15 protein-coding genes are annotated in these 20500 nt (G+C 72.7%); 8 read left to right on the top strand and 7 right to left on the bottom strand.

From position 1 onward, the window contains the following. The first annotated feature begins 228 nt into the window (after positions 1–228). Positions 229–3501 carry a glycoside hydrolase family 84 protein gene (locus G4Z16_RS23245; RefSeq protein WP_197352617.1) on the top strand — a complete coding sequence of 1091 codons (3273 nt, stop codon included), beginning with the start codon at positions 229–231 and terminating at the stop codon, positions 3499–3501. 140 nt (positions 3502–3641) lie between these two features. Here the strand turns inward: G4Z16_RS23245 and G4Z16_RS23240 are convergent, their stop codons facing one another. Continuing rightward, positions 3642–4181: an HNH endonuclease gene (locus G4Z16_RS23240; protein WP_028435157.1), complete on the bottom strand. Its 540-nt coding sequence runs from the start codon at positions 4179–4181 to the stop codon at positions 3642–3644. A 345-nt stretch (positions 4182–4526) separates the two neighbouring features. Between G4Z16_RS23240 and G4Z16_RS23235 the strand changes: the two genes are divergently transcribed. The 4 genes from G4Z16_RS23235 to G4Z16_RS23220 all read left to right on the top strand — a co-directional run bounded on the left by G4Z16_RS23235 (position 4527) and on the right by G4Z16_RS23220 (position 9347). After that, the gene (locus G4Z16_RS23235) at positions 4527–5663 is read left to right on the top strand and encodes a mechanosensitive ion channel family protein (RefSeq protein WP_246531012.1); all 1137 of its coding nucleotides are present in this window, start codon (positions 4527–4529) and stop codon (positions 5661–5663) included. Between the two features lie 140 nt (positions 5664–5803). Further along, a complete protein-coding gene (locus G4Z16_RS23230; RefSeq protein WP_197352615.1) occupies positions 5804–7048 on the top strand; it encodes an ROK family transcriptional regulator in 1245 nt (414 codons plus the stop codon). 23 nt (positions 7049–7071) lie between these two features. Further along, positions 7072–8364 carry a 6-phospho-beta-glucosidase gene (locus tag G4Z16_RS23225; RefSeq protein ID WP_197352614.1) on the top strand — a complete coding sequence of 431 codons (1293 nt, stop codon included), beginning with the start codon at positions 7072–7074 and terminating at the stop codon, positions 8362–8364. Further along, on the top strand, positions 8355–9347 hold the full coding sequence (locus tag G4Z16_RS23220; RefSeq protein ID WP_197352613.1) for an N-acetylglucosamine kinase: 993 nt from the start codon (positions 8355–8357) through the stop codon (positions 9345–9347). Before G4Z16_RS23225 ends, G4Z16_RS23220 begins: the two co-directional genes overlap by 10 nt. 100 nt (positions 9348–9447) lie before the next feature. On the opposite strand, the gene G4Z16_RS23215 is transcribed toward G4Z16_RS23220, so the two are convergent. From G4Z16_RS23215 to G4Z16_RS23190, 6 genes are all read right to left on the bottom strand, one after another. After that, on the bottom strand, positions 9448–10581 hold the full coding sequence (locus G4Z16_RS23215) for an FHA domain-containing protein (protein WP_343070891.1): 1134 nt from the start codon (positions 10579–10581) through the stop codon (positions 9448–9450). Positions 10582–11063: 482 nt separating this feature from the next. After that, positions 11064–12398, bottom strand: a complete 1335-nt coding sequence (locus tag G4Z16_RS23210) for a vWA domain-containing protein (protein WP_197352611.1) — start codon at positions 12396–12398, stop codon at positions 11064–11066. Between the two features lie 212 nt (positions 12399–12610). Next, a complete protein-coding gene (locus G4Z16_RS23205) occupies positions 12611–14140 on the bottom strand; it encodes a PP2C family protein-serine/threonine phosphatase (protein WP_197354850.1) in 1530 nt (509 codons plus the stop codon). Positions 14141–14279: 139 nt separating this feature from the next. Beyond that, on the bottom strand, positions 14280–15575 hold the full coding sequence (locus G4Z16_RS23200; RefSeq protein WP_425508108.1) for a hypothetical protein: 1296 nt from the start codon (positions 15573–15575) through the stop codon (positions 14280–14282). Positions 15576–16099: 524 nt separating this feature from the next. Next, the gene (locus tag G4Z16_RS23195; protein ID WP_246531011.1) at positions 16100–16834 is read right to left on the bottom strand and encodes a sulfite exporter TauE/SafE family protein; all 735 of its coding nucleotides are present in this window, start codon (positions 16832–16834) and stop codon (positions 16100–16102) included. A gap of 233 nt (positions 16835–17067) precedes the next feature. Then, entirely contained in the window at positions 17068–18024 is a 957-nt protein-coding gene (locus G4Z16_RS23190) for a methyltransferase domain-containing protein (RefSeq protein WP_197352609.1), read from the bottom strand. Positions 18025–18095: 71 nt separating this feature from the next. Between G4Z16_RS23190 and G4Z16_RS23185 the strand changes: the two genes are divergently transcribed. From G4Z16_RS23185 to G4Z16_RS23175, 3 genes are all read left to right on the top strand, one after another. After that, a complete protein-coding gene (locus G4Z16_RS23185; protein ID WP_197352608.1) occupies positions 18096–18824 on the top strand; it encodes an ABC transporter ATP-binding protein in 729 nt (242 codons plus the stop codon). Further along, positions 18821–19900 (top strand): ABC transporter permease, encoded by a 1080-nt coding sequence (locus tag G4Z16_RS23180; RefSeq protein ID WP_197352607.1) that lies wholly within the window; start codon positions 18821–18823, stop codon positions 19898–19900. The genes G4Z16_RS23185 and G4Z16_RS23180 overlap by 4 nt, the downstream gene beginning before the upstream one ends. 169 nt (positions 19901–20069) lie before the next feature. Continuing rightward, on the top strand, positions 20070–20483 hold the full coding sequence (locus tag G4Z16_RS23175; RefSeq protein WP_197352606.1) for a globin: 414 nt from the start codon (positions 20070–20072) through the stop codon (positions 20481–20483). The last annotated feature ends 17 nt before the right edge of the window (positions 20484–20500 follow it).

The raw sequence follows: 20500 nt of genomic DNA, 5'->3' as shown, positions 1-20500 counted from the left end.
GCACGCGTTTCGGTGCGCGTTGACACGCTCGACGGGACGGTGATGGGCTCGCCCCGCTAAGTGTGGCCCGCGCGCCGGGTGTTCAGCTCTGGTGAACAATGTGACCGATGTGAGCGATCTGAACGACGTACGGCCGGCGAAGGCCGTACGGGCAGCGCGGCGGCACAGCGGCACGACAACGTCGCGGAAACCGCCGGCCGTTCGGCACGGGGAGGACTGGAGGACGTCGTGGGCGCAGCGGCCCAGGGGGACAGAGCACGCAGGCGGGCGGGAGCAACTGCGCTCACCGCGGCCGTCATCGGCGGGCTTCTCGGCGGAGTGCCCACTGCGCAGGCAGCTCCGCTACCGGGCCCGGGGGAACACTCGGCGGGCGCCGCCGACCAGGAACGCGACGGGACCAAGGCAAGGGGATCCTCCGTACCGCCGGTGTGGCCCCGCCCCCAGTCCATGCGGGAGCAGGGCTCGTTCGTGCCCGTGGGCAGAGATGTGACGCTCGTCGCGGACGAGGACACCGACGCGCCCGCCCTCGAGACGTTAAGAGCCGCCCTGCGCCGGGCCGGCGCACGCGACATCGCCGAGGTGCGGCCCGGGCAGCCGCTGCCCCACCGCAACGGCCTGGTCGTACGTGCGGACGCGGCCTCGGCCGCCACGGCCCTGCGAGCGCTGCACGCACCACCACGAGGCGATCTCCCGCGAGGGGGCTACCGGCTCGCCGTCGGCCGGACGGACTCGCGCGACACCGTCGCGCTCGAAGGAGCCGACGCCGACGGCCTGTTCCACGCCGCGCAGACTCTGCGCCAACTCGTCTCCGAGGAGGACGGCAGCCGGGGCTTCGCGGGCGTGACGGTCAGGGACTGGCCCACCGCGCCCGTGCGCGGCATCACCGAGGGCTTCTACGGCGGTTCCTGGACGCATCAGGAGCGCCTGGAACAGCTGGACTTCCTCGGCCGCACGAAGCAGAACCGCTATCTCTACGCCTCGACCGACGACCCGTACCGGCAGTCCTCCCACTGGCGTGACCCCTATCCGGCCGCGCAGCGTGGGGAGTTCCGCGCGCTGGCCGAACGGGCCCGCCGCAATCATGTGAAGCTCGGCTGGGCCGTGGCGCCCGGCCAGGGCATGTGCTTCTCCTCCCCCGCCGACCGCCGCGCGCTGCTGCGCAAGCTGGACTCGATGCGGGCCCTCGGCTTCGAGGCGTTCCAGCTCCGCTTCGAGGACGTCAGCTACAGCGAATGGCACTGCGACGAGGACGCGCAGGCCTACGGCACCGGTCCGAAGGCCGCGGCGCGTGCCCATGCCGAGCTGGCCGGCGACGTCGCCCGCCATCTCTCCGCACGCCACCCGGACGCCGAGCCGCTCTCCGTCATGCCGACGGAGTTCTACCAGGACGGCGACACCGACTACCGCACCGAGCTGTCGAAGACCCTGAACCCGGGTGTGGAGGTCGCCTGGACGGGCGTCGGCGTGGTGCCGCGCACCATCACCGGGGGCGAACTGACCGCCGCGCGCTCGGCGTTCCACCAGCATCCGCTGGTCACGATGGACAACTACCCCGTCAACGACTACGCGCAGGACCGGATCTTCCTCGGCCCCTACCGCGGCCGCGAGCCGGCCGTCGCCGCCCGCTCCGCGGCCGTGCTGTCCAACGCCATGAAGCAGCCGACCGCTTCGCGCATCCCGCTGTTCACCGCCGCCGACTACGCCTGGAATCCTAAGAGTTACAGCCCTGAGGAGTCCTGGCAGGCAGCGATCTCAGAAGTCGCGGGCAGCTCCGTACGGTCGCGCGAAGCCGTGGGCGCACTCGCGGGCAACGACGCGTCATCGCTACTCGGCGGCAAGGAGTCGGCGTATCTCCGGCCGATGCTCGAGGACTTCTGGAACGCCTACGACGCGGCCGACCCGGAGGACGACGCCTCCATGAAGCAGCTGCGGCGTTCGGCGGACCGGCTGCGCGGCGAGTTCCGTGCGATGCGCACCGCCCGCGAGCACGTCCCGGGCTCTCTCGCGCGTGAAGTGCGCCCGTGGCTCGATGAGTTGGCGCGCCACGGCGAAGCGGGCGAGCACGCCGTACGGATGCTCACTGCGCAGTCGCGCGGCGACGGCGGCAGCGCCTGGGACGCGCGGCTGGCTGCCGAGCGTCTGCACGCGAAGGACCCGGACGGCCGGAAGGGCGCCGAGGCGTCCGCGACGGTCGGGAAGGGCGTGCTGTCCGACTTCGTGAAGCGCGCGCTGAAGGCCTCCGACAGCTGGACGGGCGCCGACCACGCTCCCTCGGGCCGCCACAGGGCGACGGCTCAGGGCGGCCCCACCGCTCGTCCCGACTCCCCGGCCGAAGCCGCCGTCGACGGTGACCCGGACACCGCGTACCGCGCCGAAGCGGCCCCGGCGACCGGCTGGTTCGCCCCGCGCGACGCCCTGCCCGGAGCATCGCTGCCCGGCGGCCTGACCCAGCGGGGCGCCCCGGGCGGCGGCCCGTCCGGGGGCCCAGGACGAGGTCCCGGCGAAAGCGGTCCCGGCACCCCCGCGCTCACCGTCCGGCTGCCCGAGCGCCGCCCCCTGGAGGCCGTCACCGTGCAGACGGGTCCCGGCTCGGGGACGCGTGCACGCGTCGAGGCACACGTGCCGGGCGAGGGCTGGCGGCGCCTCGGCCCGCTCTCGGGGAGCGGCTGGACGCAGCGCGACGCACGCGGCCTGCGGGCCGACGCGCTGCGCCTCGCCTGGTCCCCCGGCTCGGACGAGCCGGTCGTGCACGAGATCACCCCGTGGTACGCGGACCAGCCGGACGCCTCGCTGTCGCTGTCGAAGGACGACATCGACGCCTCCATCGGAGGCGGCAAGGCCGAGCTGACCGCGGAACTCCACGGGCACCGGCCGTCCGACCTGCACGGAAGGATCACCGCCGAGGCGCCTCGGGGCTTCACGGTGCGCACCCCGGAACGGACCGTCGTACCGCGCGGCGGGACGGCGAAGGTCCCCGTCGAGATCGAGGCCGACTCGTCGGTGGAGCCGGGCAAGCACCGCATCCGGCTCTCCTTCGGGGACGAGAACCGGACGCTGACCGTGCGCGCCTTCCCGCGAGCCGGCGGTCCCGACCTGGCGCGGGACGCGGAGGCATCCTCGTCCGGAGACGAGACGGGTGAGTTCCCGGCGTCGGCCGTCAACGACGGCCGCAAGGACACCCGCTGGTCCTCCCCGGCGAAGGACGGCGAGTGGGTGCAGCTGAAGCTGCGCCGCCCCGTGCGGCTGGGCGAGCTGGTGCTGCACTGGCAGGACGCCTACGCGAAGCGCTACCGCGTGCAGGTCTCCCCGGACGGGAAGCGGTGGCGGGACGCGGCGACCGTACGGGAGGGCATGGGCGGCAGGGAGACGGTCCGCATGGACGCTCCCGGCGACACCCGCTACGTCCGCGTCCAAGGGGACGAGCGGGCGACGAGGTTCGGATACTCGCTCTGGGCGCTCCAGGCGTACGCGGTGCTCGGAGGGCCCGCACGGGACCGCTGACCCCGGGGCTCCGGCGGACACCACGACGGGCGCGGCGACGCCGGACAAGGCAGGCACGGCGACGGGCGGGCACGGCTGCGGCCGGCCCGCCTCGGCCCCACGGCGGCGTTTCCCGGCCGTGAGAACAACGAAGCCCGGTCTCAGGCAGTAGCTCTGCCTTCGATCCGGGCGAGGGCGTCATCCGCGCCGTATGGCTGTAGGTACGGCATCCAGCGCGGGTCTCGGTGTCCCGTGCCGATGATCCGCCAGGCGAGGCCCGACGGCGGCGCGGGTTGATGGCGCAACCGCCAGCCGATCTCGGCGACGTGCCGGTCGGCTTTGACGTGGTTGCAGCGGCGGCAGGCCGCCACAACGTTCTCCCAGGTGTGCTGTCCGCCGCGGCTGCGCGGAATGACGTGGTCGACGCTGGTTGCGATACCACCGCAGTACGCGCACCGGCCGCCGTCGCGGGCGAAGAGCGCCCGGCGGGTCAGCGGAACAGTGCCCCGAAAGGGAACCCGCACGAAGCGCTTCAGCCGGACGACGCTCGGGGCGGGTATGACGCGGGTCGCGCTGTGCATCAGGGCGCCCGACTCCTCGATGCTGATGGCCTTGTCGTTGAGCACGAGGATGAGGGCGCGACGTAGCGGTACGACACCGAGCGGCTCGTACGACGCGTTGAGGACCAGGACATGCGGCACGGTGCCTCCTTGTACGTCTGCGGCGCGTGGCTCGCGCCGGGACGATCTGCTCTCAGTGTGGCCCGCGCCCTGGTCATTCCGCCACCACGACCGGGTAACGCCCTGAGAGTGTTTTCAACCACACCCCCTGACTCCCCCTTGAACTTCTGCCCCGCTTCCGAGCAGTCAAGACGTCGCGAACCATGCCTCGAACCGGTCCCGCCGCGGCCGGATGGTGCCCCCCGGACGCGGCCGCCGCCACTTGTGAAGGCCGTGCGCCGTTAGTGTGGTTGCCGCGCCCGGAACCCGCATCGGCGGGCCTCCGGCGCTGGGTTGGTCATGGCTCCTCGCTCGGAAGGATCTGCTGTGTTCTGGCTGATCGGCGCTGCTACCCCGTCCGCCCTCGCGGGGACCCACCGTGCGGGGGCCGGGACGGGGGACGGTCAGGGCACCCCCTCTCTCGACGACGCGCACGACTCGGCGTCCGAGGCGGCGGGATGGATCGAGCAGAACTGGTCGGAGTGGGTGGCTGCCGGGCTGCGCATTCTGCTCATCGCGGTCATCGCGATCCTGCTGCGGCACGTGATACGCCGTGCCATCAGCCGGCTGATCAAGCGCGTGAACCGCCGCGCCGAGGCCGCCGACAGCGCCAACGCGCTGCGCGGGCTGCTGGTCAGCGGCGAGCGGCGCAGGCAGCGCTCCCAGGCCATCGGTTCGGTGCTGCGGAGCATCGCCTCCTTCGTGATCATCGGCACCGCGCTGCTGATGGTCCTGTCCGATCTCGGCATCAACCTGGCTCCGCTGCTGGCCAGCGCCGGTGTCGCCGGCGTCGCGCTCGGCTTCGGTGCCCGCGACGTCGTCACGGACCTGCTGGCGGGGATCTTCATGCTGCTGGAGGACCAGTACGGCGTGGGCGACCGCGTCGACGTCGGTGAGATCTCCGGCACGGTCCTGGAGATCGGCCTGCGGGTGACGCAGCTGCGCGGCGACAACGGTGAGATCTGGTACATCCGCAACGGCGAGATCAAGCGCGTCGGCAACCTCAGCCAGGGATGGGCGACCGCCGCCGTGGACGTGCGCGTGGCCCCGGGCGAGAACCTCGACGAGGTGCGGGACGCGATCGTCGACGTCGGCGAGGAGCTGGGCCGGAGCGAACCCTGGGACGAGCTGCTGTGGGAGCCGGTCGAGGTGCTGGGCCTGGATTCCGTGACGCTCGAGGAAATGGTCGTACGGGTCACGGCGAAGACCATGCCGGGCAAGGCGCTCAGTGTGGAGCGCGAGCTGCGCTGGCGCATCAAGCAGGCGCTGGACCGCAGGGGCATCAAGAGCACCGGTCAGGAGCTGCGCTCGGTCGAGCCGGCCGAGGCCGCGGAGACGGGCCCCCAGGCCGAGAGCGGCACCGGCACGGGCGGCGGCGCGGCCGCCGGGAAGAGCGGCGACGGCACCGCGGGCCGTGACCGCTCCGGCGGCGCGAGCGTGCCGCTTCAGAAGGCCCGCAAGTAGCAGTCGGCCTGCCACCGGCCACGGCCTCCCGCCAGCACCGTGCCGGGCGTTCCATTGACGTGACGTGGCCCGGGGCTCTACGGTCCGGAAATTGGAAGGCTTCCTAACAGTGGCGGCCCGAGGCCGGAGGCAGAGCACAGATGGCCGGTACGAGGCCGGGGACCCCGCGGGTACTGCGCGCGATGAACGACCGGGCCGCCCTCGATCTGCTGCTCGCCGAGGGCCCCCTCTCCCGCGGGCGCATCGGAGAGCTGACCGGGCTGTCCAAGCCGACGGCCTCACAACTGCTGGCCCGGCTGGAGGCGGCGGGCCTCGTCGTCGTCACCGGCAGGAGCGAGGGCCGCCCCGGTCCCAACGCCCAGCTGTACGCCGTCAACGGCGAAGCGGCCCACGTCGCAGGGGTGGACGTCACCACGGCCCGTGTCCTCGCCGGCGTCGCCGACATCACCGGCCGCGTCACCGGCACCTGCGAACTGCCCACCCCCGCCCGGCCACAGGACGGTCCGAGACCCGCACCGCCCGAGCTCGTCCTGCGGGCCGTCGAGGGAGCCGCCGCGGCCGCCGGTGTCGACACCTCCGGCCTGCGCCGCGCCGTCATCGGCACACCCGGCGCCTTCGACCCCGGCACCGGGCGGCTGCGCTACGCCTCGCATCTGCCGGGCTGGCACTCCCCCACGCTGCTGGAGGAGATGGCCGCCGCGCTGCCGATGCCCCTCGGGTACGAGAACGACGTCAATCTCGTCGCCGTCGCGGAGCAACGGCTGGGTGCGGGCGGAGGGCACGACGACTTCGTCCTGCTGTGGAACGAGGAGGGCATCGGTGCCGCGCTCGTCATCGGCGGCCGGCTGCACCGCGGCCGGACCGGCGGCGCGGGCGAGGTCGGTTTCCTCCCGGTGCCCGGCACGCCTCTCGTACGCGACCCGGCGCGGTACAACAGCGGCGGCTTCCAGGAACTCGCGGGCGCCGGCGCCGTGCTGCGCTGGGCACGCGAGCTGGGCCTGCCCCACGACCCGGACGGCTCCCTGCACGCGAACGCCGCCGCTCTGGTCGCGAGCGCCGCGTCGGCCGTGGACGGCCCAGCGGACGAGGGAGACGACGGGAGCGGCCCGCACGCCGAACTGCTGCGCCGCCTCGCCACGGGAACCGCTGTAGGGCTCGCGTCGATGGTCGCGGTCCTCGATCCGCAGCTGATCGTCCTGGCCGGGGGCGTGCTCGCCGCAGGCGGGGAACGGCTGCGGCGGCTCGTACAGGACGAACTGGCCGAACTCGCCGTGCCCAGGCCGGCGTTGAGGCTCGGCACGGTCACCGGCGAACCCGTGCTGCACGGGGCGTTGGAGAGCGCGCTGGCCGCGACCCGTGACGAAGTGTTCGACACCTCACGCTGAAGCTGAAGGGACTGCAGGACGACATGAGAATCGCAGTGGTCGGCGGCGGCTCCACCTACACGCCCGAACTCATCGACGGATTCGCGCGGTTGCGCGACACGCTCCCCGTCCGCGAGCTGGTGCTCATCGATCCGGCGGCGGACCGGCTGGAGCTGGTGGCCGGCCTGGCCCGCCGGATCTTCGCCGCGCAGGACCACCCGGCGACGGTTACCGCCACATCCGATGTCGACCTGGGGACTGCCGGTGCCGACGCCGTGCTGCTCCAGCTGCGCGTCGGAGGCCAGGCGGCACGGCACAAGGACGAGACATGGCCGCTGGAGTGCGGATGCGTCGGGCAGGAGACGACAGGCGCGGGCGGACTCGCCAAGGCCCTGCGCACCGTGCCCGTCGTGCTCGACATCGCCGAACGGGTGCGGCGCACCAGCCCTGACGCCTGGATCATCGACTTCACCAATCCCGTGGGCATCGTCACCCGCGCCCTGCTCCAGGCCGGTCACAAGGCGCTCGGGCTGTGCAACATGGCGATCAATCTCCAGCGCAAGTTCGCCGGACTGCTGGGGGTGGCCCCCGAGGAGGTCCACCTCGACCACTACGGGCTCAACCACCTCACGTGGGAACTGGGCGTTCGGATCGGCGGCCCCGACGGCACGGACGTCCTCCCGCGGCTGCTCGACGAGCACGCCGACGCCTTCGCGCTGCAACTGAGGATGCCGCGCCGCGTGCTGGACACGCTCGGCGTCTTCCCGTCGTACTACCTGCGCTACTTCTACGCGCACGACGAGACCGTCGAGGAGCTGCGTACGAAGCCCTCGCGCGCCGAGGAAGTCGCCGAAATGGAGCGGGAGCTGCTGAAGATGTACGGCGATCCCGCGCTGACCCGGAAGCCCGACCTGCTCGGCAAGCGCGGCGGGGCCTTCTACTCGGAGGCGGCGGTCGCGCTGGCCGCGGCCCTGCTGGGCACCTCCGGCGGGCAGCAAGGGGACGGGAGCCCGGGTTCGAGCGTGCAGGTCGTCAACGTGCGCAACGAGGGCACGCTGCCCTTCCTGCGCGACGACGCGGTGGTCGAGGTGCCCGCCCGGGTCGGCCGCGAAGGCGCCGTACCGCTGTCCGCGCCGGCCGTCGGCCCGGTACAGGCCGGACTGATCTCGCACGTCACCGCGTACGAGGACCTGGCGCTGGACGCGGCACTGCACGGCGGACGCGAGCGGGTCTTCAAGGCGCTGCTGGCGCACCCGCTGATCGGGCAGTACGACCGCGCCGAGGCCCTGACCGACCGGCTTCTCGCCCACAACCGGGAGTACCTGGCGTGGGCCTGAGCACCTCGGCCTGCCTCGCGATCGACGCGGGCAACACCAAGACCGACGTGGCGGTGGTCGATGTCGGCGGCGCCGTGCTGGGCAGGGGGCGCGGCGGCGGCTTCCATCCGCAGGCCATGGGTGTGAAGGCCGCGGTGGACGCCCTCGGGGTGCCGGTCGGCACAGCCCTCGCCGAGGCGGGCGCCGCGGCCGGGCAGCCGGTCGCGCATGTCTCGGCATGCCTGGCCAACGCCGATCTGCCGCGCGAGGAGAACGAGTTGACGGCGGCCCTGACGGAACGGGGCTGGGGCCGCAGCACGTACGTCGCCAACGACACCTTCGCCATCCTGCGGGCCGGGCTGCCGGACGACGGTTCCGTCCGGCACGGGGTGGCGGTCGTCTGCGGCGCGGGCGTCAACTGCGCGGGCCAGGACGGCGAGGGCGCCACCCACCGCTTCCTCGCCCTGGGCCGGCTCTCGGGCGACTTCGGCGGTGGCGGTGGACTCGCGGCCGAGGCCGTCTGGTTCGCGGCGCGCGCGGAGGACGGACGCGGCGAGGCCACGCGCCTCGCGCGGGAACTGCCCTGGCACTACGGGCTGACCTCGATGCACGCGCTGATCGAGGCCCTGCACCTGGGCGATCTGCCCCGTAGGCGCATGCACGAGATCACCCCGATCCTCTTCGAGACGGCCTCCGCCGGCGACGCGGTCGCCCGCGCGCTCGTCGAGCGGCAGGCGGACGAGCTCGTCTCGATGATCGAGGTCAGCCTGACGCGCCTCGGGCTGCTCGAGACCGCGACGCCGGTCTTCCTCGGTGGCAGCGTCGCGGCGGCCCGCCACCCGCTGCTGCACGACCACCTCACACACGAACTGGCAAGGCGCGCACCGCAGGCGACGCCTCAGGTGGTCACGGCACCGCCGGTCCTGGGGTCGGCGCTCCTCGGCCTCGACGAGATCGGCGCACCACCGCAGGCGCACGCCCGCCTGCGGAGCCAGTACGAGTGAACGCCCGCACCGGAACAGGCAGGCCAGGCCCGAGACACGCCCCCGTCCCGCCGCGGACGGGCGGGACGGGGGCAAGACGAACAGGCCCGGGACGTGCCCGTCAGGTGAGGTGAAGCGTGATCGTCGTCCACGCCCCGACGTGGACACGGTCGCCGCTCTTGAGGGGCACCGGGACGAACGGCTGGATCGGATCCTCGGCGCCGTTGATGGTGGTGCCGTTCGTCGAGTCCTGATCGACCACCGACCAGCTGCCGTCGGGCTGCTGGACCAGCACGGCGTGCTGGTGCGAGACACCCGGGTCCTCCGGCGTACGGGCCAGATCGATGTCGGGCGCCTCACCGGTGGAGTGACGCCGGCGGCCGATGGTGATCTGGTTGCCGCTGAGCGGGAGTTGCTGCTCGGGTGAGTACGCGGGCAGGTTCAGGTTCGACGCCTCGGGGCCGCTGCGGTCCAGCATCGCCGCGAAGTACTCGCGGTCGGGCGCGATGACGGCCACCCACGAACCGGACGGCCCGGGCGGCTGCATCTGCTGGCCCTGGTCGTGCAGGCCCGCTCCGGGCTGCTGCTGGAACTGGTGCTGCTGCGGCGGGCCGGGCGGCTGGCCCTGACCGTGGTCCTGGCCCTGGAAGGGCGGCGGGCCGGGCGGCTGACCCTGACCGAAGTCCTGACCCTGGCCCGGGCCCTGGAAGGGCGGCGGACCGGGCGGCTGCTGCTCCTGCGGCGGGGCGACGGGAGGCGAGATCGCCCAGTCGCCGCTCGGCGGCGAGGGCTGCTGCGGGCCACCGGGCGCGGGCGGCGCCATGGGCGCGCCCTGTCCCTGACTCTGGCCCGGACCGCCGGGGCCGGGACCGCCCGGACCGGGACCGCCCGGACCGGGACCACCGGGGCCGGGACCCTGCCCCTGGCCCTGGCCCGGATATCCGCCGAACCCCTGCGGAGGCTGGTCCGGAGTCAGCGGCTCCGCGGGCCGGTTGACCTCGGAGGGACGGTTCGAGCCGTCGAAGTCGTACTGCTGCTGCTGTCCCTGTGACGGAGCACCCGGGAACGGCGGAGGCGGAGGCGGACCCTGCTGGCCCAGCGCCCCGGGCGGCTGCTGAGGAGGTCCCTGCTGGCCCAGCGCCCCCGGCGGATGCGGAGGCGGGCCGGGCTGCCCCTGCGGACCGGGGTCGTTCTGGACGCCCGGACGCGAGAAGGCGTTCGGCTGCGGCGACTGGTCGGCCGGGACGTACGTCATCGGCGAGTTCGTCAGGAAGTTGTAGCGGCAGTTGTCACAGAAGGGTGCCTGCCCCTCACGGGGCTTGCCGCACTGCGGGCACGTCTCACTCTGGGCCTGGGGAGCAGGACCGCCGGGACCGGCCGGAGCGGGGCCACCGGGAGCCGGGCCGCCGGGTCCGCCGGGTCCGCCGGTCTGGGGACCGGGGTAGCCGTAACCCTGAGGCGGGGGGCCTGGAGGGACCGGTCCGCCGCCGGGCGCACTCTGCCCGCCCGGCGCGGCCGACGGGCCGGGGTAGCCGTAACCGCCTCCCGGTACCGGCGGCGAGGGTGACGGCGGTACCGCACCGGCGGGTGCGGATGTCGATTCGGCCATGCGGTGACCGCATACCTCGCACCAGTCGTCGGCCGCCGACTGGTGTCCGTTCGGGCAAGTCGGCATGGTGAATGCCTCCCCCTTGTGCTCTGGCTTCCGTACCTGCGGTACGGCCCTCGCGGGCTCTGTCACCTCTTCACACGGACCGTCTTCGTGGACCGCGTCTGCAGCGTCATCTCGTCGGCGTCGGCAACCTTCGCCTTCAGCCGAACAGTACCGTTCGCGGCATCGATGACGTCCACCACCTTCGAAAGCAGCTTCGAAGTATCTGCGTTGCCGGAAGCGTCGGCCAGCTGCACCGCCCGCCCCAGTTGTACGGTTGCGCCTGCTTCGTCCCCTGCCTTGCGCCGCTCCAGGCCGTCCTTGATCGCCTCGGCGAGCTCGGCCTGGCCCGTGTAGTGCGCGACCTGAGCGTCGATGCTGGTCGTCGCCACCAGGTCGTCCGTCCACACGGCCCGGATCAGGCCCTGTGCCAGGGTCCGCGGAAGTCCGCCGTCCTGTGCGGGGAGCGTCAGCGCGGCGCGGGCGGCCAGCATCTCCTGCCCCACCTCGGCCGCCGGCACCTCGACGCACACGTGGTAGTCGCGGGACTCCTCGCCCCACGAGCCGGTCGGATAGTCACCGGAGTGCTGCCCGGCGTCGGTGCGGCGGGCCGTCAGATCCTCGACGGTGGGTGCGACCTGCTTGATGAACTTGATCTTCGAGCCCTGAGGAGTCCACAACCGCAGCGCAACGTCCGCGACTTCTTTGCGCATCGCCTTCGCCATCATGTCGGTGAAGTCCGCGGCCAGGTTCTCCGGGTGAGCGACGATGTCGGCGGACCCGAGGAGCGCGGAGGCGATCCCCGTGACCTCCTCCACCTCCCAGTCGGTGCCGACACCGCGCGCGTCGCAGGTGAACCGGCCTGCGCAGGCGTCGAGTACGGCCTTCAGGCTCTCCGGGTCCTCGTGCTCGTTCCGCCCGTCGGTGAGGAGGATCGCGTGCCGTACGGGGCCGTCGTGCGTGGAGAAGAGCTTGTCCGCGAGCCGGAGCCAGGTGCCGATGGCGGTTCCGCCTTCCGCGCGGAGCTCGCGCAGGGCGCTCCGCGCGCCCGCTCGGGTCTCCGGACCGGCGACGGCCAGCCTGCCTCCTCCGGGGTAGACCTCCTCGGCGGTGTGCCGTCCGGCGACGACCGCGAAGGAGACACCGTCGTGGAGCGTGTCTATCGCGGCGGCGGTGGCGTCACGCGCGTTGCGACGCTTCGAGCCCGGATACTCCATCGAGCCGGAGCAGTCGATCATGATCACGACCTCGCCGTCGCCACGGACGGCGTCGGCCGGCAGGGGCGTGCCCCGCGCCTGGTCCCCGGCCCCCGCGGTGACGGTGATGATCGCGTTGACCTCTTGCCCGCCCTCGGGCAGGTACTCGTTCTGGTAGACGTCGACGGAGAACCGCGGCGTGCGCTGCCCGGCGAAATCGGTCATGGTTCCGCTCCTTCCCCCAGCCTTCGGCCGGGGGTGCCCCCACCGTGGCGAGAGTGAGTTGTCGTGGGGCGGCACGGGACGAGGCGCCCGGAGGCGGCGCGCGGCAGGGATACCTCACCGGCGTACGGCGGAAGCCCCCCCTCTCCCGCCCTCGGTGTCCGTGCCTGCCGTGCGTGAAGTCGGTCGGAGCCCTTCGGTGGCCGCCTGCTGCGTCAGACCGGTCCTGCTCCCTCCGACGGGCCCGGGAACGGGATGACGGCCACGGTCGCGTTGTCGTGTCCGCCGCCGTCGAGCGCGAACCCGACGAGACGTTGCGCGGCCTGCAAGGGACGTGCGTGGCTGTCGGCGGGAACGGCCGCCGCCATCTGCTCCGCGGACTCGGCGTAGTTCCAGAGCCCGTCGGTGCAGACGATCACGACGCCGGCGCCTTCCGGCTTGTACGAGGCGGTGTGCGGTTCGACCTCGTAGGCGTCCGCGCCGAGCCATCCCGTGATGGCGTGCGCGCGTGGGTCCGCGTAGGCCTCGTCCTCGGTCATCAGACCCGCCGCGACCATCTGCGCCGCCCACGAGTCGTCCTCGGTGAGACGTGCGGGCGGTGCGCCGTGCGCCTCGGGCACCCAGTAGGCGCGGCTGTCCCCGATCCAGCCGACGGTCAGGATGCCCTCGGTGGTCACGGCGCCCACGATCGTGCAGGCCGGTGCGTTCTTGGAGGGCTCGTTGGGGCCCTCGGCGGCCAGGGCCGTGACCGCCTCGGAGGCCGCGATGAGGGCGTCGTGCATGGCCTGCGGTGCGGGTGTGCCCTGCGGCAGGGATTCGCAGATCGACGCACCGGCGGTGACGGCCGCTGCAGCGGAGGCGTCGTCGGGCCGCGTGGCCGAGGAGACTCCGTCGCAGACCACGGCGATGGTCACCGGAGCGCCCGACGGGCTCACCGCCTCGTGCAGCGAGAAGAAGTCCTCGTTGCGGTGGTGGCGCAGCCCCCGGTCGCTGGCGGCCGCCACGGACGGCAACGCGCCCTCCATGTGGTCGCGTTCACGCGGCTGTTTGTGACCGCAGTGGTCGCAGTAGCCGTCGCCGTCCACGGCTCCGGTGCCGCAGGCGACGCAGCGCGCCCCGGAGGCCACGGGCGTCCCCACGGGGTCCGTGGGATGCGGCGGAGGCCCGTCGTGCGGCGAATCGTCCCGGGTGAGCCGCGGGTCGGCGGCGCGCGGATCGGGCGCCGCCGACGCGGGCGGCGCCGACAGCGGGGGCGGCGTCACGGGCGGTGCGGCCGGCGGGGGCGGTGTCACGGGCGGCGGCGGTGGGGGCGGCACCATCGGGCCGTCAGGTGTCCCGGGCGGCGGGTGCTCGTGCGTCGACGACTCGGGCACCCCCGGTGCGACCGGCGGCGGCATCGGCGGGCCCTGGACGGACGGGCCGCCGGCCTCCGGGCCCGGAACGGGCGGTCCCTGCACATCCAGCCGCGCCCGTACGCCGCGTCCCGCGTATCCGGGACGCGCACCCGGGGCCGGATTCTCCGCGGGCGCCAGCGTGAAGTCCGGTTCGCCGTGCCGCCCGGGCGCTCCCGGGGGCGTGAACCCGTCCCAGCCGCCGGGAGCGGCCGGCTGCACGCCGCCGGGGACTCCTCCGGTCCCGTATCCCGGATGCGCCGCCGCCAGATCGGCGCCGCACACTCCGCAGAAGCGGTCCCCCGCCGCCAGCGGCTGGGAGCAGCTCGGACACGCGGACAGTTGATCAAGCATGGTCACACCCACGTCCTGGGGCGGAAGGGGCACGCCCGTTCCGCCGGTTCGATCCTCTCGGTGCCGGACTGCGCGAGCCGGACACGTCTGCGGCACATGAGTCGTCGCGGCAGGGGCGTGCCTGTTCCCCGGACTCCGGTCACGAGTCCGTCACCCCTTCCGCCCGCGCGGGCCCGGCGCTTTCGCCCTGCCGCGCCGTGAGAACGTCCTGCGCCGCGTACTGATAGCGAAGCACCGCGTCCTCGGCCGCCCGCAGATCGCACGGCGCGCTCCACAGCATTCGCCGTGCCACGTCGTAACGCTCGATCAGCATCCGGTCCTCCCCCATGCCCTGCTGTGCCACTTTCGCCTTGTACGCATCCAGACGCCCTCGCAGTTCCGCACGTACAGCCAACGGTGCGGTAACGGCCGCGAGTTGGGCGCGTGCGCGGTCCAACTCGTCCTCCGCGCGCTGCTCCAGACTCTCCAGCAGGGGTGAGAGCCGGTGCCACTGGGAGTGGCGCCTGTACTCGGCGGCGGCAGTGAGCTCCTCCTGCAGGGCGGTGGCGGGGCCGCTCACCGCGGGGACCTCGGAGGCCGCGATCTTGGCCAGCACCTCGCCGCGCGCCTCGCGGGCCTCGGCCAGGGTGCGGTCGGCGCGTGAGAGGACGTCGCGCAGACGCATCAGCCGCTGTTCGGAGTCCTGGCGGACGTTGAGGACGGCGTCGATCTCCCGCCGGATGTCCTCGAGTTCGCGCGCCGCGCGGTCGTAGCGGGACGTGTCCGGCCTGCCGCCGCCGGGTGCGCTGCTGCCGCCCGCCCGTGTCCAGAAGGCGAGCGGGTCGGAGACCACTTCGGCACGCAGCGCGGTGAGTTCCTCCGTCGTACGCTCCAGGTCGTCGCCCGAGGGGTGCTCCCCCGGGCGTACGCCGACGGAGTGCGCGAGGGAGCGCACGCGGCGCAGTTCGGCGGCGAGCATGTCTATGCGGGCGGGGAGTGCCGACCAGACCGAGTCGGCCGCCGCGACCACGTCGAGTGCCTGCGCATACCAGCTGTTCATCCACTCGACCAGCGTGCTGAGGGTCACCTCCTCCGCCAGCCGCGGGCCTCCGCCCCCGCCGGAGCCGGCCGCGCCGCCCACGACGCTGCCGGGAAGTGTGTGGGATCCGCGCAGCAGTTGCGTCAGTTCGGCGAGGTCCTCGCGGCTGGGCCAGCGGCGGCGCTCGCGGATCTCCTGTGCCTTCGTGAGCGCGCCGCTGTAGTACTCGAAGACGTTCCACAGCCGGGTGACGGCCTCCTCGGCCTGCGCCCAGCGCCCGGCGGTCGTGCCGGTGAGCTGTGCCCCCTCGAGAAGGCGGCGGCCCGCGTGGTCCTGCAGCGCCAGCAACGACGACTCGACCGCCTCGTGTTCGGCGGTGAGCCGTTCCAGTGCACGGTCGGCCTCCTCCCGGCTCATCACCGGTCCCGTGGGTCCCGCGGGCCCCATCGATCACCTCGCTGCTTCTGTCGTGGTCTGCTGTTCGGTCCGGTCGCTACCGGTCGGCGGGCGGGCTGGTGCAGTTCAGGTCCGCCCCTGCCCGGGCCCGGGCGCAGGGAGTTGCCCACGTCGTCCGTACCCATCCTCGCCCCACGTCAGCGGCATCCGTGACGAGATCGGCGACTGTGACCGTGAAGGTGAGGACCGGGGCACACGCGTGCGAACACCGGAGCCCCCCGCCGGCCCCGAGTACAGCTCTGTCACGACTCGTCGCCCTCCCCCTGGTCGTTGCCGGGCCGCCTTCCGCGCCTACTTTGTGCGATGTGTCTGTCGCAACGGGTTGAGGCCCACCGCCAGAGTATGGCCACGGGAAACATCAACCACACTGTTTCCACCGGGATCTTGTTCGGATCGGGACCTGCCGTACCCACCGTGCCCCGGACGTCACCCGCGGACCCCGTCCGTCCCCCGGGAACACGCCGCCCGCCCGGCGCCGGTTCCCCTCACACCAGCAGCCACAGTCCCTTCGCCGCAGTTGCGACTCCGCCGATGAGCGCGAGTCCCAGGATGATGCGGCGTGCCCCCTTCTCCGGAGTGCGGGCCGCGAGCAGATGTCCGAGCACGATGCCCACCGCCATGGTTCCGGCGACCAACAGCCAGGCGGGCCGGGTCAGATGCGGCAGCCCCTTGGCGGCGGCCGACATGAAGTTGACGACGAGTCCGTAGAACTGGGCGTTGGGCACGAACTCCACCGCCGTCCAGCCGGCGTTGACGGCGTACAGGGAGAGCGCCGGACCGCCCGTCCCCGCGGCCGAGTTCAGGAATCCGCTCGCCGCACCCGCCGCGACGGCGCCGCCCCTGCCGTGCAGGGCTCTGACGCGGGCACCGCACATCACCAGCAGCACGGCGGCGGTGACGAGTCCGCCGAACCCGGTGAGCAGCACGGGTTCCGGGAGCCGCAACGCGAGCCAGGCCCCCAGTGGAACGGTGAGGGCAGCGGCGGCGACGAGCGGAAGCATCGTCCGCAACTGCACCTGCCGCCAGCTCGTCGCGAGCCCGGCGATGCCGATGACGACGCCCGCGCAGTTGACGAGCGCCACGCCCTGCACGGGGCCCATGAGCAGCACCAGACCGGGTGACGCGAGCAACCCGAATCCGATGCCGGCCAGCCGTTGCACGGAGGAGCCCAGCAGCACGACGCCGCCGAGCAGGGTGAGGAAGGACCAGCCGCTGAGCACCCTCCGAAACTAGACGCCGGCATCGGAGCGCTGGAGGGTGAAGCCCTGTATTTCCTTCCGGGGTGCGGAAGTTCACATCCGATGGTCGAAGTTCATCCCGGAACGGCACGTGCGCCGGGTCCCGCCCTGGAGCGCAGCGAACGCATCCCGGAACACGCCCTGGAGCCGAGCCAATGCATCCCGGAACCCGCCCTGACCAGCGCCCGGGAGAGCCTCTTGGCCTTTTCGGGTCCTCACGCGCCGCCGCCGAGCGGCCAGGTGTGCGGCCCGTCCGGATCGTCGAGCCACGCCCACTGGAGTCCGTCCCTGACCGTCACGCCGTAGCGCTCGCGCTCGGGACGGCCGGCCTCGCGCCACAACTCGTAGGCGTCGTGCGGCTCCACCGAGCCTCCCGCGAGGCTGAAGAGGAAGTGGAAGGAGTCCTGCCGCTGCGCGTGCCGGGGGATGCCGTGCGCGGGGGCCGCCGGCTGCACGGCCTCCCCCGGCACGCCACCGCCCCGGAGCGGCACGAAGTACGCGGGCGTCGCGAGGAAGCGGCCCTCCCCCTCCCGCGGCCCCTCCACGCGCAGCGATACGAGTCCGGTGCCCACCGGTGCGAGGACCACCCCACCCGGCACGCTCTGCGCCAGCCAGGCGGGCGGGACGGCGCGCAGCGCGCAGGTGGCGATGACGCGGTCGTAGGGGGCGTACGCGGGAGCCCCGAGCGCGCCGTCCCCCGTGACGATCCGGGGCCGGTATCCGGCGGCGGCCAGGTGCTCACGGGCGGTGCCGGTGATGCCCGGCTCGAGGTCGACCGTGGTGATCCGCTCGTCGCCCAGCCGGTGCGCGAGCAGAGCCGCGTTGTAGCCCGACCCGGTGCCGATCTCCAGCACGCGCATGCCGTCCCGCACATCCAGCGCCTCCAGCATGCGCGCCATCAACGAGGGCTGGCTGCTGGAGGAGATCAATTCGCCGTCGCGCACACGCGTGGCCAGCGGCAGATCGTCGTACACGCCCGCCAGCCAGCGCTCGCGGCGCCCGGGATCGGGGTCGTCCCGCCACAGCCGCTCCTGGCGCCCGCCGGAGACGGTCACGTAGTAGTACGGCACGAACAGCTCGCGCGGCACCTCCGCGAAGGCTGCCTGCCACGCGGGATCGGCGAGCGAACCGCCGGCGACGATCTGCCGCACAAGATCCGAAGCAGCTGGCATGCCTCCACTGTGCTGCCCGGACGCCGTACGCGCGAGGCCTGAAGGTGACGTTCCGCCGCTAGCCTCCCGGCATGACATCGAAAGCGATCACGGCCGAGGGGCTGCGCAAGCGCTACGGGGAGACCCAGGCCGTCGACGGCGTCTCCTTCGAGGTGGAACGGGGCGAGTTCTACGGCATCCTCGGGCCGAACGGGGCGGGCAAGACGACGACGCTGGAGATCATCGAAGGCCTGCGGGAGCCGGACGAGGGCACTGCCCGGCTGCTGGGAGAGCCGTCCTGGCCCCGCAAGCCGGAACTGCTGCGCCGGATAGGCGTGCAATTGCAGGCGTCGGCGTTCTTCGAACGGCTCAGCGCACGCGAGCAGATACACACCTTCGCCTCCCTCTACGGGGTGCCCGGAGCCCGCGCTGACGAGATGCTCGAGACCGTCGGGTTGACCGACAAGCGCGGCACTCGCGAGAACAAGCTCTCGGGCGGCCAGGCGCAGCGACTGTCCATAGCCTGCGCGCTCGTGCACGACCCCGAGCTGGTCTTTCTCGACGAACCCACCACCGGCCTCGACCCTCAGGCCCGGCGGAATCTGTGGGATCTCCTCCGCACGATCAATTCCGAGGGCCGCACCGTGGTGCTGACGACGCACTACATGGACGAGGCCGAGCAACTGTGCGACCGCGTGGCCGTGATGGACAACGGCCGGATCCTGCGGGTGGGCGCTCCCGCGCAGCTGGTGGAGGAGCTGGGCGTGCGGTCGCTGGAGGACGTCTTCCTCCAGCTCACGGGGAGGGAGTACCGGGAATGAAGAGCTTCGTCAGCCTCTCGAAGGCCATGGCGCTCGGGCTGCTGCGGGACCGGGCCGCCGTCTTCTTCATGCTCGTCTTCCCGTTGATGTTCCTGGCGCTGTTCGGCGCCCTGTTCAACAACGACTCCACGGCCGAGGCGAAGATCGTCCAGGTCGGCGACGTCAAGATCCTCGATGACATCCCGGAACAGCAACGCGCGGAACTGCGCGGCGTGTTGAGCATCGAGAAGACGGACGGCTCGGCGGACGCACGCGCCGCGGCGCTGAAGAAGGTGCGCGAGGGAGACACCGACGCCGCCGTCTTCGAGGGCGGCAAGGGCGAGATCACGCTGCGCTACTCGGCCGCCGACTCGGTACGCGCCGGCAACGTGCGAGGCGTCGTCGACTCCGTCGTCCAGCAGGCCAACCAGGCGGCGACGGGGCAGCCCCCCGCGTACCGCCTGACGACTCAGCGCGTCGAGGACGAGTCGGTCAAGCCCATCCAGTTCCTCACTCCGGGGCTGCTCAGCTGGGCCGTGGCGATGGGCGGAGTCTTCGGGTCGGCGCTCAACCTCGTCAGCTGGCGCAAGAAACGGATCCTGCGGCGGTTGTGGCTGGCGCCCGTGGGCCCGGGGTCGGTGATCGGCGCACGTATCGGTGTGAACCTCGTGCTGGCGTTCGCGCAGACCGGCATCTTCATCGGCCTGGCCACGCTCCCCCTCTACGGGCTGAAGCTGTCCGGGAACTGGTGGCTGTGCCTGCCGCTGGTCGCCTGCGGCACTCTGGCGTTCATGTCGCTGGGCCTGCTCATAGGCTCGTGGGCGAAGACGGAGGAGGCCGCGAACGGTCTCGCGCAGATCATCGTCCTGCCCATGGCCTTCCTGTCGGGCTCGTTCTTCCCGCTGGAGATCGCGCCCGCCTGGGTGCGTACCGTCTCCGGCTTCCTGCCGCTCACCCACCTCGCGGAGGCGATGCAGGCCGTGCTGAGCAGGGGCGAGTCCTGGAGCGCGGCACTGCCCGTGATGGGCGGGCTGCTGCTGTTCGCAGCCGTGGTCACCCTGATCGCCTCGAGGCTCTTCCGCTGGGACGACGCATAGCGGTTCCGGCGCCCGTCCCTGCCGCTGGGCGGGGACGGGGGCTGCGGACAGGGTGTACCGGCGAAGGACGTCTCTCGCACGCTCCTCGGCCCGAAAGGAGGCCGGGACCAGGCCGGGACCGAGAGGGGCCTCGACGACGCCGGACGACGCGGTGGAGCCATCTGCGACCATGGGGGGCGTGATGGAGATTCCGCGCGGCAGCTTGCAGACGCAGACCTTCTACGAGCAGGTCGGAGGCGAGGCGACCTTCAGGCGGCTCGTGCACCGCTTCTACCAGGGTGTCGCCGAGGACCCGCTGCTGCGGCCCATGTACCCGGAGGAGGACCTCGGCCCCGCCGAGGAGCGGCTGACGCTCTTCCTCATCCAGTACTGGGGCGGCCCGCGCACGTACAGCGACCAGCGGGGACACCCCAGGCTGCGCATGCGGCACGTGCCGTTCAAGGTCGACCGTGCCGCCCATGACGCGTGGCTGAAGCACATGCGGGACGCCGTCGACAGCCTCGGACTCGCGCCCGAGCACGAACGCCAACTGTGGGACTACCTCGTGTACGCGGCCGGCTCCATGGTCAACTCCCCTGACTGAGCGCCCGGTTCACCGGC

Origin of the sequence: Streptomyces bathyalis (assembly GCF_015910445.1) — a bacterium.
Taxonomy (GTDB): Bacteria; Actinomycetota; Actinomycetes; order Streptomycetales; family Streptomycetaceae; genus Streptomyces; species Streptomyces bathyalis.
This window is presented reverse-complemented; position numbering and strand designations above follow the sequence as displayed.